This is a genomic window from Sphingosinithalassobacter sp. CS137 (genome assembly GCF_014334115.1).
Taxonomy (GTDB): Bacteria; Pseudomonadota; Alphaproteobacteria; order Sphingomonadales; family Sphingomonadaceae; genus Sphingomonas.
In genome coordinates, this window is the sequence record NZ_CP060494.1 from 2,749,715 (window position 1) to 2,762,677 (window position 12,963).

The 12,963-nt window shown below is 68.6% G+C and carries 17 protein-coding genes; 11 read left to right on the top strand and 6 right to left on the bottom strand.

Annotation, left to right across the window (positions count from 1 at the left end; all coding sequences use genetic code 11):
* The first annotated feature begins 5 nt into the window (after nucleotides 1-5).
* From H7V21_RS13525 to H7V21_RS13535, 3 genes are all read left to right on the top strand, one after another.
* Nucleotides 6-362, top strand: a complete 357-nt coding sequence (locus tag H7V21_RS13525) for a DUF1428 domain-containing protein (RefSeq protein WP_188054235.1) — start codon at nucleotides 6-8, stop codon at nucleotides 360-362.
* 22 nt (nucleotides 363-384) lie between these two features.
* On the top strand, nucleotides 385-1,176 hold the full coding sequence (locus H7V21_RS13530) for a VOC family protein (RefSeq protein ID WP_188054236.1): 792 nt from the start codon (nucleotides 385-387) through the stop codon (nucleotides 1,174-1,176).
* A gap of 189 nt (nucleotides 1,177-1,365) precedes the next feature.
* Nucleotides 1,366-1,830 carry an SRPBCC family protein gene (locus tag H7V21_RS13535; protein ID WP_188054237.1) on the top strand — a complete coding sequence of 155 codons (465 nt, stop codon included), beginning with the start codon at nucleotides 1,366-1,368 and terminating at the stop codon, nucleotides 1,828-1,830.
* A 5-nt stretch (nucleotides 1,831-1,835) separates the two neighbouring features.
* Here H7V21_RS13535 and H7V21_RS13540 read toward each other — a convergent pair whose 3' ends face one another.
* Nucleotides 1,836-2,378, bottom strand: a complete 543-nt coding sequence (locus H7V21_RS13540; RefSeq protein ID WP_188054238.1) for a J domain-containing protein — start codon at nucleotides 2,376-2,378, stop codon at nucleotides 1,836-1,838.
* A gap of 107 nt (nucleotides 2,379-2,485) precedes the next feature.
* Here H7V21_RS13540 and H7V21_RS13545 point away from each other — a divergent pair, with 107 nt between their 5' ends.
* The 5 genes from H7V21_RS13545 to H7V21_RS13565 are packed head-to-tail and all read left to right on the top strand — an operon-like array spanning nucleotide 2,486 to nucleotide 6,290.
* On the top strand, nucleotides 2,486-2,782 hold the full coding sequence (locus tag H7V21_RS13545) for a BolA family protein (protein ID WP_188054239.1): 297 nt from the start codon (nucleotides 2,486-2,488) through the stop codon (nucleotides 2,780-2,782).
* Nucleotides 2,772-3,476: a glutathione S-transferase gene (locus tag H7V21_RS13550; protein ID WP_188054240.1), complete on the top strand. Its 705-nt coding sequence runs from the start codon at nucleotides 2,772-2,774 to the stop codon at nucleotides 3,474-3,476. The genes H7V21_RS13545 and H7V21_RS13550 overlap by 11 nt, the downstream gene beginning before the upstream one ends.
* Nucleotides 3,473-4,378, top strand: coding sequence for a pirin family protein (locus H7V21_RS13555; RefSeq protein ID WP_188054241.1), 906 nt, complete (start codon nucleotides 3,473-3,475; stop codon nucleotides 4,376-4,378). Before H7V21_RS13550 ends, H7V21_RS13555 begins: the two co-directional genes overlap by 4 nt.
* 21 nt (nucleotides 4,379-4,399) lie before the next feature.
* Nucleotides 4,400-5,293, top strand: a complete 894-nt coding sequence (locus H7V21_RS13560; RefSeq protein ID WP_188054242.1) for an alpha/beta fold hydrolase — start codon at nucleotides 4,400-4,402, stop codon at nucleotides 5,291-5,293.
* Between the two features lie 58 nt (nucleotides 5,294-5,351).
* Complete coding sequence (locus H7V21_RS13565; RefSeq protein WP_262503884.1) at nucleotides 5,352-6,290, top strand: alpha/beta fold hydrolase; 939 nt, start codon at nucleotides 5,352-5,354, stop codon at nucleotides 6,288-6,290.
* 21 nt (nucleotides 6,291-6,311) lie between these two features.
* Here H7V21_RS13565 and H7V21_RS13570 read toward each other — a convergent pair whose 3' ends face one another.
* Nucleotides 6,312-7,355 (bottom strand): DUF2332 domain-containing protein, encoded by a 1,044-nt coding sequence (locus tag H7V21_RS13570; RefSeq protein ID WP_188054243.1) that lies wholly within the window; start codon nucleotides 7,353-7,355, stop codon nucleotides 6,312-6,314.
* Between the two features lie 88 nt (nucleotides 7,356-7,443).
* On the opposite strand from H7V21_RS13570, the gene hisG reads away from it, so the two are divergent.
* Genes hisG through nusB form a run of 3 tightly spaced genes read left to right on the top strand, consistent with a single transcriptional unit; the run spans nucleotide 7,444 to nucleotide 9,908 of the window.
* Nucleotides 7,444-8,106 (top strand): ATP phosphoribosyltransferase, encoded by a 663-nt coding sequence (gene hisG, locus H7V21_RS13575; protein ID WP_188054244.1) that lies wholly within the window; start codon nucleotides 7,444-7,446, stop codon nucleotides 8,104-8,106.
* Entirely contained in the window at nucleotides 8,103-9,401 is a 1,299-nt protein-coding gene (hisD, locus tag H7V21_RS13580; RefSeq protein WP_188054245.1) for a histidinol dehydrogenase, read from the top strand. Before hisG ends, hisD begins: the two co-directional genes overlap by 4 nt.
* Nucleotides 9,402-9,446: 45 nt before the next feature.
* A complete protein-coding gene (gene nusB, locus H7V21_RS13585) occupies nucleotides 9,447-9,908 on the top strand; it encodes a transcription antitermination factor NusB (protein WP_188054246.1) in 462 nt (153 codons plus the stop codon).
* 4 nt (nucleotides 9,909-9,912) lie between these two features.
* Here nusB and H7V21_RS13590 read toward each other — a convergent pair whose 3' ends face one another.
* The 4 genes from H7V21_RS13590 to H7V21_RS13605 all read right to left on the bottom strand — a co-directional run bounded on the left by H7V21_RS13590 (nucleotide 9,913) and on the right by H7V21_RS13605 (nucleotide 12,929).
* On the bottom strand, nucleotides 9,913-10,800 hold the full coding sequence (locus H7V21_RS13590) for an FAD:protein FMN transferase (RefSeq protein ID WP_188054247.1): 888 nt from the start codon (nucleotides 10,798-10,800) through the stop codon (nucleotides 9,913-9,915).
* Nucleotides 10,801-10,901: 101 nt separating this feature from the next.
* On the bottom strand, nucleotides 10,902-11,720 hold the full coding sequence (locus H7V21_RS13595) for a DUF4198 domain-containing protein (protein WP_188054248.1): 819 nt from the start codon (nucleotides 11,718-11,720) through the stop codon (nucleotides 10,902-10,904).
* A 20-nt stretch (nucleotides 11,721-11,740) separates the two neighbouring features.
* Nucleotides 11,741-12,268 (bottom strand): DUF2271 domain-containing protein, encoded by a 528-nt coding sequence (locus H7V21_RS13600; RefSeq protein ID WP_188054249.1) that lies wholly within the window; start codon nucleotides 12,266-12,268, stop codon nucleotides 11,741-11,743.
* A 13-nt stretch (nucleotides 12,269-12,281) separates the two neighbouring features.
* The gene (locus H7V21_RS13605) at nucleotides 12,282-12,929 is read right to left on the bottom strand and encodes a PepSY-associated TM helix domain-containing protein (protein WP_188054250.1); all 648 of its coding nucleotides are present in this window, start codon (nucleotides 12,927-12,929) and stop codon (nucleotides 12,282-12,284) included.
* Nucleotides 12,930-12,963 lie beyond the last annotated feature (34 nt).

Here is a 12,963-nt window from a genome sequence, read left to right on the forward strand (position 1 = left end):
AGAAGATGCCCTATGTCGATGGCTATGTGCTGCCGGTGAAGCACGCAAAGAAGGACGCCTATGTCGCGGTGGCGAAGAAGGCCGCGCCGATCTTCCATGAATATGGCGCGCTGCACGTGATGGAAGCCTGGGGCAGCGACATCCCCAAGGGCGAGACGACCGATTTCTTCATGGCGGTGAAGGCGCAGGAGGACGAGAATGTCGTCTTTTCCTGGATCATCTGGCCCGACAAGGCGACTCGCGACGCCGGGTGGGAAAAGATGATGAAGGACGAGCGGATGCAGCCCGACGGCGAAATGCCGTTCGACGGCAAGCGCATGTTCTGGGGCGGATTCGAGCCGGTGGTCGACACGCGCGCCTGACCCCGCCCGGAAGGAGAACGACATGTCCGAGCATCACGGCAGCTTCATCTGGTACGAACTGATGACCGCCGATCCGGCGCGCGCCGCAGCCTTCTACCAGGCGGTTCATGGCTGGGAAACCAAGTCCAGCGGCGTGGGGGCGGTGGAGTATCACGAGATCACCGCCGCCGAGGGGGCGTCCGTGGCCGGCATGCTGGCGCTGACCGACGAGATGATCGCCGGCGGGGCCGCACCGGGCTGGTTCGGCTATGTGTGCGTCGACGATGTCGATGTCGAGCTTGCGGCGCTGAAAGCTGCCGGTGGTGCCGAGCTGATGGACCAGACGGTGCCGGGCGTCGGACGGATGGCACTGGTCGCCGATCCGCAGGGCATTCCGATCTATCTGATGGCGCCGCAGCCGCCGGAGGGCGGGGCGGACGCGGTATCGACCGCCTTCTCGGCCGATCCCGGCGCGGTCGGGCATGTCGCCTGGAACGAACTCACCACGCCCGACCCGGCGGGCGCCAAGGCCTGGTATCTCGAACGCTTCGGCTGGCGCCACGGCGGGGCGATGCCGATGCCGGGGCTGGGCGAATATGAGTTCTTCCAGCGCAGCGACGTGCCGCTCGGCGCGATCATGCCCCGGCCGGAGGGCCAGCGCGCGGGCTGGACCTTCTATTGGCGCACCGGCGATATCGACGCAGCGAAAGCGCGGGTCGAGGCGGCGGGCGGGACGCCGCTGCACGACATCCAGCAGGTGCCGGGCGGCGACTATGTGCTGACCTGCACCGATCTCGAGGGCGCGGTGTTCGGGCTGGTCGGCTCGCGCGGCTGAGGCGGCCCCCGCGCTCTTCTACGCCGACTGGGCGAATCCGATCCCGGCGGAGCTGGCCACGCTGCGCGGCTATCGCGGCCGATTGCTCTCGCGCGCCAGCATCGCGCGCGCCGTGGACGAAGGGCGCCGCTATCGCCACTATTTCCCGCTCGATATGCCCGAGCCCGCCGACCCATTGGAGTGTGCCGAATGAATGACGCGAACGAACTCAGCATCACTCGGCTGATCGACGCGCCGCCCGAAACTGTGTGGCGTGTCTGGACCGAGCGCACCGAGGAATGGTTCTGCCCCAGGCCGTGGCGAGTCGATATCCTGGAGCAGGATCTGCGCCCCGGCGGGCGATCGGCGATGATCATGCGCGGGCCGAACGGCGAGGAGAATGCGCTGGAGGGGGTGTTCCTAGAGGTCGTCCCGAACCGGCGGATCGTCTCGACCGACGCTTTCGCGGCGGGCTGGAAGCCGCAGGGCCCGTTCATGGTGGCGGTCACCACCTTCGAGGAGGAGGGCGGAAAGACGCGTTACACCGCCCGCAGCCGTCATTGGACCGAGGACGCGCGCCGACAGCACGAGGCGATGGGCTTCGCCGAAGGCTGGGGCACGGTGGCCGAACAGCTTGCGGAGCTTGCAGAAGCCGAGGCGCGGTCCGCTGCCTGACGCGATCAGGCGAAGGCGGGCGAGCCCTTGAGCTGCTGATACGCCTCGATCACGGCGCGCAGCCGCGCCTCATGCGTGCGATCGCCCCCGTTCCGATCAGGATGATACTTGCGGACGAGATCGCTGTAGCGCCGCCGCAGCGCCGTGCGGTCGGCATCCGCTTCAAGCCCCAGCACGTCGAGCGCGTGACGATCGCGGCCCGACAGCGGCTTGCCGTCCTTGCGCCCGGCCTGCGCGCGCATCCGCTCGCCGAAGCGCGCGCCGATCGCGTCGAGCGGGTCGGCGAAGTCGGCCCAGCGCGGCGGGCGGTCGGCCCCGCCGGTCGACGCGAAGGCGCGTGTCTCGCGCTCCCATCCGGCAAGCGGGCGCTGCGCGTCGTGAATCTCGTCCGGGCTCATCCCGGCGAAGTAATTATATCCCGAATTGAATTCGCGAACATGATCGAGGCACAGCCAGCGGTAGCGGCCGGGACCTTCGCCACCGCCGCGCGGCGGCGCGACGGGTGCGCGGAATTCCCCGGCTTCCTCGCAGCCGGGCTTCGCGCACATGCGGCCCGCCGCTTCCACACGACCGTGAAAGCGGGCATTCGGACGATCTTTTCTCGGCTGGTTCCGCGCCACTCTACTCCCTCGCGCAAACGCCCTATATAGGCGCGATGCCGAACGGGAAAACCGAGCCGCTCGCCGAAACGATCGCCGCCCGCCTCACCGCCGCGCTCGATCCGGCGCACCTGCATGTCTCCAACGACAGCGCGAAGCATCGCGGCCATGCCGGCGACGACGGCAGCGGCGAAAGCCATTTCAGCGTCGCAGTGACGAGCGCCGCCTTCGAAGGCAAATCGCGCGTCGAACGGCAGCGGCTGGTGAACCGCGCGCTCGCCGACCTGCTCGAGACGCGAATCCACGCGCTCGCCATCCGCGCCAGGACGCCGGGCGAGGCCGATGGCATATAATCTCTGGTACTGGCCGAAGATTCAGGGGCGCGGCGAATTCGTGCGGCTCGCGCTGGAAGCGGCAGGGGTGCCCTATCGCGACTGCGCGCGCGAACTGGGCGCCGAGGCGCTGATCGCCGACATGAAGCGCTATGACCGCGCGCCCTTCGCGCCGCCCTATCTGGAGATCGAAGGCCTTGCGATCGCGCAGGTCGCCGCGATCCTGCTGTGGCTCGGCGAGCGGCACGAGCTTGCGCCGTCCAACATGGCCGACCGCATGTGGCTGCATCAGCTCCAGCTCACCATCGCCGACTTTGTCGCCGAGACGCACCAGGTGCATCATCCCGTCGGCGTCGGTCTCTATTATGAGGATCAGAAGGCCGAGGCCGCGCGCTTCGCTCGCGAATTCCGCGACGAGCGGATGCCGAAGTTCCTCGGCTATCTCGAGGAAGCGGCGGCCTGCAATCCGGGCGACTGGCTGATCGACCATCGCTTCACCTACGTCGATTCCTCGCTGTTCCAGCTGATCGAGGGGCTGCGCTACATGTTCCCCAGGCGCATGGCCGCGCTGGAGCCCGAGCTGCCGCGCCTGATGGCGATCCACGGGCTCGTCCGCGACGTACCGGGTATCCGAGCCTATCTGGCCAGCGATCGCCGCCTGCCGTTCAACGAGGACGGCATCTTCCGCCACTATCCGGAGCTCGATGCAGCATGAGCGACACGCCCGACGACCTGGTGATCCAGACGATCACGCCGACGACGCACGATCTGGGCGGCTTCAAGGTACACCGGACGCTGCCGTCGCGGCCGCGAACGATGGTGGGGCCGTTCGTGTTCTTCGACCAGATGGGCCCCGCCGATCTGGCGCCGGGCAACGGGATCGACGTGCGCCCGCATCCGCACATCAATCTGGCGACCGTCACCTATCTGTACGACGGCGCGCTCGATCATCGCGATTCGCTGGGCACCTGCGCGCGCATCCGGCCCGGCGCGGTGAATCTGATGACCGCCGGACGCGGCATCGTCCATTCCGAGCGGTCGCCGGGCGATCAGCGGAGCGGCGCGCCTTTCTCCGGCATTCAGACCTGGCTGGCACTGCCCGAGGCGCAGGAAGAGATCGACCCGGCCTTCGAGCATGTCGAAGCCGACGCCTTGCCGGTGATCCGCGGAGAGGACGCCAAGGCGCGGGTGATCATGGGATCGCTCTGGGGCGTCACCGCGCCGACGACGACCTATGCCGGCACCATCTATGCCGACATCGTGCTCGAGCCGGGCGGCAGCGTTCCGATCGATCCGGCGGCCGAGGAGCGGGCGCTCTATTGCGGGTTGGGCGATGCGACGCTCGACGACGTGCCGCTTTCCCCCATGAAGCTTTATGTCATCCGTCCGGGCGTCGCGGCGACGCTGCGTTCAAGCGCCGGCGGGCGCGTGATGCTGTGCGGCGGCGACGCATTCGCCACGCCGCGCCACGTCTGGTGGAACTTCGTCTCGTCGAGCCGCGACCGGATCGAGACGGCCAAGGAAGACTGGAGGGCGGGGCGCTTCCCGAAGGTGCCCGACGACGCCGAGGAGTGGATCCCCATTCCCGAAGTGCCGAAAACCGTGAGCTATCCGTAAGGTCCATCAATGGAGGGGAACATGGCCGATTTCGAGATGCAGCGCGTCGCCTTGCCGACCGGGGTCGAGCTCGACGTGGCGGTGGCGGGAAAGCGGGACGCCGAGCCGATCATTCTGCTCCACGGCTTTCCCGAATCGCACCGGACGTGGCGCCACCAGATCCCCGCGCTCGCAACCGATCATTTCGTGCTCGCGCCCGACCAGCGCGGCTTCGCGCGCTCGTCCAAGCCCGAAGGCGTCGAGAATTACAGCCCCGACAAGCCGGTCGCCGACCTGCTGGCGCTGGCAGATCACTTCGGCATCGGGCGCTTCACGCTGGTGGGGCACGACTGGGGCGGTGCGATCGCCTGGATGGCGGCGCTGCAGCATCCCGATCGGATAGGGCGCCTCATCATCGTGAACGCGCCGCATCCGGCGATCTTCCAGAAGACGGTGATCGAAGATCCCGGCCAGCGTGCGGCGAGCCAGTATATCCGCACTTTCCGCGATCCCAATCTCGAAACGATGCTCGAAGCGATGGGGCTGGAGAAATTCTTCGACACCACCTTCGCGCGCCACATCAGCTCGGAGATCGCGCCCGAAGAGCGTGCCGCCTATCTCGACGAATGGCGCCAGCCAGGCGCGATGACCGCGATGCTCAACTGGTATCGCGCGAGCCTGATCGAAGTGCCGCCGGTCGATGCCAAGCTCGACAAGCCGACGTTTACGATGCCGCCGCTGCCGAAGGTTCCGATGCCGACGCTGGTGATCTGGGGAATGAAGGACAGCGCGCTGCTGCCCTGCCAGCTCGACGGGCTGGACGGACAGGTGAAGGACCTCACGATCGCGCGGATCGAAGATGCTGGCCATTTCGTCCCTTGGGAAAAACCGGATTCCGTAACGACGGCAATGCGGGCATGGTTAGCTAGTCATTGAAGGCGGCCGTGTTGTGCGGGCGTGTTCTTGCGGTGATGGCGGGTGAGAAGGGGCGGCAGTGATCCGAAGCGTACCGAGCCTGACCGTGCGTGAGGAGCCGACCCGGCGGGTGGCGCTCGCCACCGGTGTCGAACTGAACGTCGCGTGCCTGGGCAATCCCAGCGCGCCGCCGCTGATCCTCCTTCACGGCTTTCCCGAATCGCATCGCACCTGGCGCCACCAGATGCTGGCGCTCGCCATCAACCATTATGTGATCGCGCCGGACCAGCGCGGATTCGGCGAATCGTCGCGGCCCGAAGGCGTCTCCAACTATGCGCCGCAACTGCTGATGGCGGACGTCGTGGCGCTGGCGGATGCGCTCGGCGTCGAGACGTTCACGCTGATCGGGCACGATTGGGGCGGTGCCCTCGCCTGGGGGGCGGCGCTGCGCTATCCGCGGCGCGTGCGGCGGCTGGCGCTGCTCAACGCGCCGCATCCGCAGATCCTGCAACGCACCCTGATCGAAGACATGGGGCAGCGCAGGGCGAGCCAGTTCATCCGCACCTTCCGCGGGTTCGCGGTCGATCGCGATCCGAATGCGGATGAACTGGAGCAGTTCTTCTGGAGCCTGTTCGTCGAGCATCTGGAGGCGCGGGTGCCCGCCCACGAGCGCGAGCTCTATATCCGGCAGTGGAGCCAGCCCGGCGCGATGACCGCGATGACCAACTGGTATCGCGCCGCCGATCTCTTCGTTCCGACGATGGAGGAGACGCCCGAGCGGCCCGAGTGGATCGATGCGCCTTTCCCGATGGTCTCACAGCCCACGCTCCTGCTTTGGGGGATGCGTAACGCCGGGCTGCTGCCGGTGCTGCTCGAGGGACTTGAGACGCTGGTGGCCGATCTGCAGATCGTGCGGATGGATGCCGGCCATTTCCTTCCCTGGGAAGCGCCGCAGGCAGTGAGCCGGACGCTCGCGGCGTGGCTGGCGCGAACGCCCGTGAAGCCGCCGCTGGTCTAGCGCCGCGCCCGCCGGGTCCGTTCAGAGCGTTTCCACCCACAGCCCATGGGCGTGGGCGATGGCGCGCATGCGATCCTCGCCGCCACCGGGCCAGTGGCGCAGCCAGAGCTCCTGCCGTGCGAGGCCGCGATCGGGCTCCATGCGGACCCATGCAAGCGGACGCTCGGCGGTCGCGCACGCCCCCGCGGCCTCCATTGCGGCGCGGATCCGGCGCTGCCCCTCGACCGGAAGATATTGCCAGACGACCGAATGCACCAGCACGCGAGTGACGCCCGGCGCCTGCGGCTCGTCGAGGCGCGCCTCGACCCAATCGGCGGCGTCGGCCGCGACGAGATCGACGGGTCGCGAGCGGAGCATTGCGAATGCCGCTTCCAAGCGTGCGTGACGCTCGGGATTGTCGGCCCAGATATACGCCATCAGGCGGCGGCGCGTCTCGGCGTCACTCGTGTCGAGCGGGCGAATGTCGCAGCCGCGTACCGAGAGAATGTCGATCGGCACTTGCGGTGGCGGCGCCCCGCGCCATTCGGGCCGGATCAGCACCGGCGCGTCGGCCGGCCCCGCGTTCGTGCCGCCAAGATCGAAGCGATAGCGCTCGATCAGCAGGTTAAGACCGGCACTCGAGCCGATCTCGAGCAGTTCGAGCTTCGGCCCGAAGCGCCGTGCGAGTTCGAGCAGCCCCGTCATCAGCACGGCGGATCGGCCCGGCTCGTTGGTCTGCGGCGGACCATCGAGCCATGGCAGCAGCGCGGCGTCGTGCACGATCAGCGCGTCGGCGAGAATCAGCGCCACGGCGTCCATTCGCGTCACTTCGCCGGCGAACACCCGCGACAGATCCGGAGCCGCGCCCGCCTGATCGAGCGCATGAAGGCCGCCGATCAGGCGCAGCGGGAGCGCGTCCGCGGTCGGGTCGCCGGGCCAGTCGAGCACCCGTGCGCCGGTGCGGCTCTCGCGCGTCAGGCTGTCGGCGAGCGCGCCTGCGATGCGCCCGGTGATCGGCGCCGAATGCGCATCGCAATAGGCGCGCTGGATCAGAAAGGCTTCGCGGACGGCGGCGGGATCGGCCATGATGCTCCTCTGGCGGCGTGCCGGATGCCCGACCCGTACCGAGGCCTTGTTGCGCCGCCGTCGCCCCCCAAGTAAAGCCCCGCAGCCCATGACCGATCCGATCATCCTTGCCGTACCCAAAGGCCGCATCCTCGAGGAAGCGCTGCCGCTGCTCGCGCAGGTCGGAATCGTGCCCGAGCCGGCGTTCGGCGATTCGGCCAGCCGCGCGCTGCGGTTTCGCACCAACACGCCCGACATCGATCTCATCCGCGTGCGCGCGTTCGACGTCGCGACCTTCGTGGCGCACGGCGCCGCGCAACTGGGAATCGTCGGATCGGACGTGCTGGCCGAATTCGACTATTCCGAATTGTACGCGCCGGTCGATCTCGGCATCGGCCATTGCCGGCTGTCGGTCGCCGAGCCCGCCGATCAGGCGGAGGGTGACGATCCGCGCGGCTGGAGCCATGTGCGCATCGCCACCAAATATCCGCATGTCACGCGTCGCCACTTCGCCGCGCGCGGGGTGCAGGCCGAGTGCGTGAAGCTGAACGGCGCGATGGAGCTGGCGCCCAAGCTGGGGCTTGCGCCGCGCATCGTCGATCTCGTCTCGTCGGGGCGCACGCTGCGCGAGAACGGCCTCGTCGAAGTCGAGACGATCGCCGACGTCACGAGCCGGCTGATCGTCAATCGCGCGGCGTTCAAGACGCGCGCGGCCGATGTGGTGCCGCTGGTCGATGCCTTCCGCAAGGCAGTGGAGCGGGCGGCGGCATGATCCTGCTCGACGCGACCGCACCGGACTTCGAAACGGCCTTCACCGCGCTGGTGAACGCCCGCCGCGAGGCGGACGAGGATGTCGCGCGCGACGTGGCCGCGATCCTGCGGCGCGTGCGCGACGAAGGCGATGCCGCGCTCGCCGATCTCACACGCCGATTCGACCGCCATGATCTCGACGCGAGCGGCTGGCGCATCGATGCCGACGCCTGCGATGCGGCGCTCGCGGGGCTCACTCCGGAGCTGCGCGCGGCGCTCGAACTCGCCGCGGAGCGGATCGCCGCCTATCACGCCGAGCAGCGACCGGCGGATCGCGACACGACCGATGCCGCCGGCGTCCGGCTCGGTGCGCGCTGGACCGCGGTGGACGCCGCCGGCGTCTATGTGCCGGGCGGTCGGGCAGCCTACCCCTCGTCGGTGCTGATGAACGTGATCCCCGCCAAGGTGGCGGGCGTGGGGCGAGTGGTGATGGTGACGCCGACGCCCGACGGCGTGGTCAATCCGCTGGTGCTCGCAGCGGCGAAGATCGCCGGCGTGGACGAGATCTGGCGCGTCGGCGGCGCTCAGGCGGTGGCGGCACTGGCCTATGGCACCAGCCGGATCGCGCCGGTCGACGTGGTGACCGGCCCCGGCAACGCGTGGGTCGCCGAGGCCAAGCGCCAGCTCTATGGCGTGGTCGGCATCGACATGGTGGCCGGGCCTTCGGAGATCGTCGTAGTCGCCGACGCCGCGAACGACCCCGAGTGGATCGCCGCCGACCTGTTGAGCCAGGCCGAGCATGATCCCACGAGCCAGTCGATCCTGTTCACCGACGATGCTAGTTTCGCGCAGTCCGTCGCCGATGCCGTCGCGCGGCAGCTGGCCGAACTGGCGACCGGAGCGACGGCGCGGGCGAGCTGGGACGCGAACGGGGCGATCATCCTGGTGCCGAAGCTGGGCGACGCGATGCCGCTCGTCGATCGGCTGGCGCCCGAGCATCTCGAGCTCGCCTGCGACGGCGCAGCAACGTTGTTCGATGCGGTGCGCCACGCCGGATCGGTCTTCCTCGGGCGGCACACGCCCGAAGCGGTGGGAGACTATGTCGCCGGACCGAACCATGTGCTGCCGACCGGGCGGCGGGCGCGATTCGCTTCCGGCCTGTCGGTGCTCGACTATATGAAGCGGACGAGCTTCCTGTCGCTGGACGCGGCGGGGCTCGCGGCGATCGGCCCGGCGGCGGTGGCGCTCGCGCAGGCCGAGGGATTGCCGGCGCACGCCAAGTCGGTGGCGATCCGATTGAACCGACCAAACCCATAGAGAGTCCGTTCGCGCGAAGGCGGACGGAATGAGGAATCAGACGCAATGCCAAGCCATACCGCCCGCAGCCGCTCGCGTGCTCGCGCCGCCGCGCGCCTTGCCGCCGTCCAGGCGCTGTACCAGCAGGAGATGGAGGGAACCGCCGTCACGGCGCTGCTGCACGAATTCCACCAGCATCGGTTGGGCGCCGTGATCGAGGACGTCGAATATGCCGAGGCGGACATCGCCTTCTTCGACGATCTGGTGAAGGGCATCGACGCCCGCCGCGACGAGATCGACCGGCTGGTGGCGAGCAAACTGGCCGAGGGATGGAGCCTCGACCGGCTCGACAAGCCGATGCGCCAGATTCTGCGCGCCGGCACCTATGAGCTGCTGGCGCGGCCCGACGTTCCGATCGGCGCGGTGATCAGCGAATATCTCGACGTGACCGACGCCTTCTACGACCGCCGCGAAAAGGGATTCGTCAACGGGCTGCTCGACGGCATCGCGAAAGACGTGCGCGGTTGAGCCGCTAGCCGAGCATCGCCGCGAGCGCGGGTGACAGAAGCTCGCGCGCGGCCTGTGCCTCACGCACCGTCATCTGCACCGCCAGCCCCTCACGCTCCGCGAGCGCCATTCCGGGCGGGCCGAGTACGGTGAGCGCCGTCGCCCAGGCGTCGGCGAGCATGCAGCAGTGGTGCAGCACGCTGACCGAAGCAACTCCGTTGTCGACGGGGCGGCCGGTGCGCGGGTCGAGCGTATGGGCATAGCGACGGCCGGCATGTTCGAACCATCGCTGCGAATCGGCCGAGGTGGCGATCGCGAGGCCGTGGAGTGCTACTCGGATCGGCGCGGCGCCTTCCGCAGGCTCGATCTCGACCCACCAGGGTTGGCCGTTGGGCTTGACGCCCGCGCCGAGCAATTCGCCGCCGATTTCGACCAGGAAATCGGCGATGCCGAGCGCGCGCAGCCGCTGCGCGACCCGATCGACCGCGTAGCCCTTGGCGATTCCGGAGAAATCCAGCGCGGCCGAGGCGGCTCGGCGGGCGCGGAGCAACGGCGGATCATGTTCGATCCGGCGATCGGCGAGCGCGGCGATTTCCACATCGGCAGGCGGCGCGTCGCGGCGGCCGGAGGGGCCGAAGCCCCAGAGATCGGCGAGCCGGCCCGCGCCCGGGTCGAAGGCGCCCTCGCTCAGCTTCCCGACCTTCTCGGCAGTCGCAAGTACATGCGAGAGTGCAGGGGGAATGGAGTGCCACTGGCCCGCAGGCGCTCGGTTGAACCTGCCGAGGCTCGACTCCGGCTCCCAATGGCTCATCTCCCCAACGATATCGGCCAATGTGACCGCGATTTCGTCGGGGACGGCCCTCGGCAGGCCGGACGCTGGCGGCACCAGCCGGACCGACCAGCCGGTGCCCATCGTCTCGCCGCCAAAGTCAACGATCCGCGCGTCCGGGCGCCGGCGATCGAACGCCGCAGGCGACAGGGCGAGCGGAATCGCGATCCGCGGCGGCGCGCCGGTCAGGGTGCGAGCACCTCGAGCGTGGCGGCATAGGAAGCACGGCGTGCGGGCGCCGTGCCCTCATCCTCGTCGTCGCCGCCCGAAGTCAGGTTCATCCAATACATCCCCGGCTGCGGCCAGGCGATCGTGACTTCGCCCTGCGCGTCGGTGGTGAGATGCATCTCGCCTACCTCGTCCCGATAGCGGCTGCCGCCGGGAACGATCGTGACGTCGAGATTGGCCGCCGGCTGTCCATCGAGCAGGAAGCGGAACACGCCCGGTTCATCGGCATAGAGATCGTTGGGGTGGGTGACGGGCACCAGTTCGATGCCCTTGCCGGTCGGCTGGAACAGCGTCGCGGTGGGCGCGCCGAGCGTCAGATAGGCTTCGGTGCGAGTATGGTTCTCGACCACCTGAACATCGGTCGCGCCCGCGGGCAGGCTCGCCATCTGGCTCATCTGAAAACCGCGCGGCAGGCGCTGGCGCTCGCCGTTCAGCATATAGCTGCCGATCGCGCCTTCCCGGACCAGCCCGACCCGATGCGTGCCCTGCTGGGTCAGATGGACGTCGAAGGTGCTGCGGAAGCGACCGGTGTTGAGATTGTGGATCTCCATTGCCGTTCCGTCGGGCGCCGTGGCGGTGAAGTCGCCGCGCAGCGGCTGATGATTGAAGTAGAACAGCTCGTTCGAAACGGCGGCATCGATCGTCACCCAGGCCTCGTCGCCCGACAGAACGGTGGAGGAGGGCAGCATCCAGATGCGATGCGCTTCGACGGCAGCGGGCACGGCGAATGCCGCGACGGCGGCGATGGCGACGACGGGGGCACGGAACAGCTTCATGATTTTCCTCCCTGGGACGATCAGCGGACGGTGAGACGGACGGCGCCGAGCTCGCTCGACCCCTGTTCGGTGACGGTAGTGGCGCCGCTGGCCGGCCAGCGGAACGGCAGGCGCACCAGTTCGCGGCCGCCGACTTCGCGCGCCGCTTCGACATGGAGCACGTAATTGCCCGGCGTGAGGCGCGGCATCGGTGCGGTGCCGGCGGTGAAGCGCATGCGGTGCGTGCCCGGCGCCTTGGTCGCGCTGCTCACCCCGTCGGCCGGGAACGACATCGACCGGCCCGAGGCGCGCCACCACTGGCGCATGTCGCGCAGCCATTTGGTGCCTTCGTTGCCGCGCATGTCGAGATCGTACCAGACGGCCAGCGTGCGCGGAGTCGCGCCTTCCTTCTCCAGCCACACCGCGACATAGGGCTTGTGATATTCGGCGACGCTCAGCCGCGGCACTTCGACCGAAAGGTCGAGCGTCTGTGCCGCCGCCGGGCCGGCGAACAAGGAGCCGGCGCCGATCGCGGCGGCGGTGAGGCCGGTGAAGCGAAGCTGAAGCATCGGTACGAACCCTTTAGTGGATGAAGAAGATTGCGATTGCCGCCGGGATGGCGAGCCCCGCCGCGACCAGCGGCCAGGTGCTGCGCCGGTTCTTGGCATGGAGCTGGAGCAGGACGAGGCCGGTCAGCGAGAAGATGACGCAGGCGAATACGAAGACGTCGATGAACCAGCGCCAAACGGTGCCCGCGTTCCGGCCCTTGTGCAGATCGTTGAGGTAGGCGATCCAGCCGCGGCTCGTGCGCTCGGCAGTGATCTCGCCCGTCGTGCGGTCGATCGCCACCCAGCCGTCGCCGCCGGGACGCGGCAGCGCCAGATACGCTTCATCGGCCGACCATTCGGCATTGCCGTGGATCGACAGCGGAAGCTCGGTCTCCAGCCACGTCGCGACATCGGCCGGCAGCGGTTGGCGGGCGCCATCGGGAACCCGCGCCGGAGCGAGTTGCGGCAGCAGCTCCGCAGGCAGTCGTGCGCTGTGCTCGACGATCTCCGGAGACGCTTCGATCTCAGCCGCGTGATTGAGCGTGAAGCCGGTAATGGCGAACAGCAGCAGGCCGATCAGGCTGATCGCCGAGCTCATCCAGTGCCAGGTGTGGAGCTGTTTCAGCCAGAAGGTACGCCGGCCGCGCTTCTTGCGAGTGGCCGGTGTGGCGGTGCCGTGCATGGGAGTGCGAAATTCCTGCTGTTCGGCGGCCGCA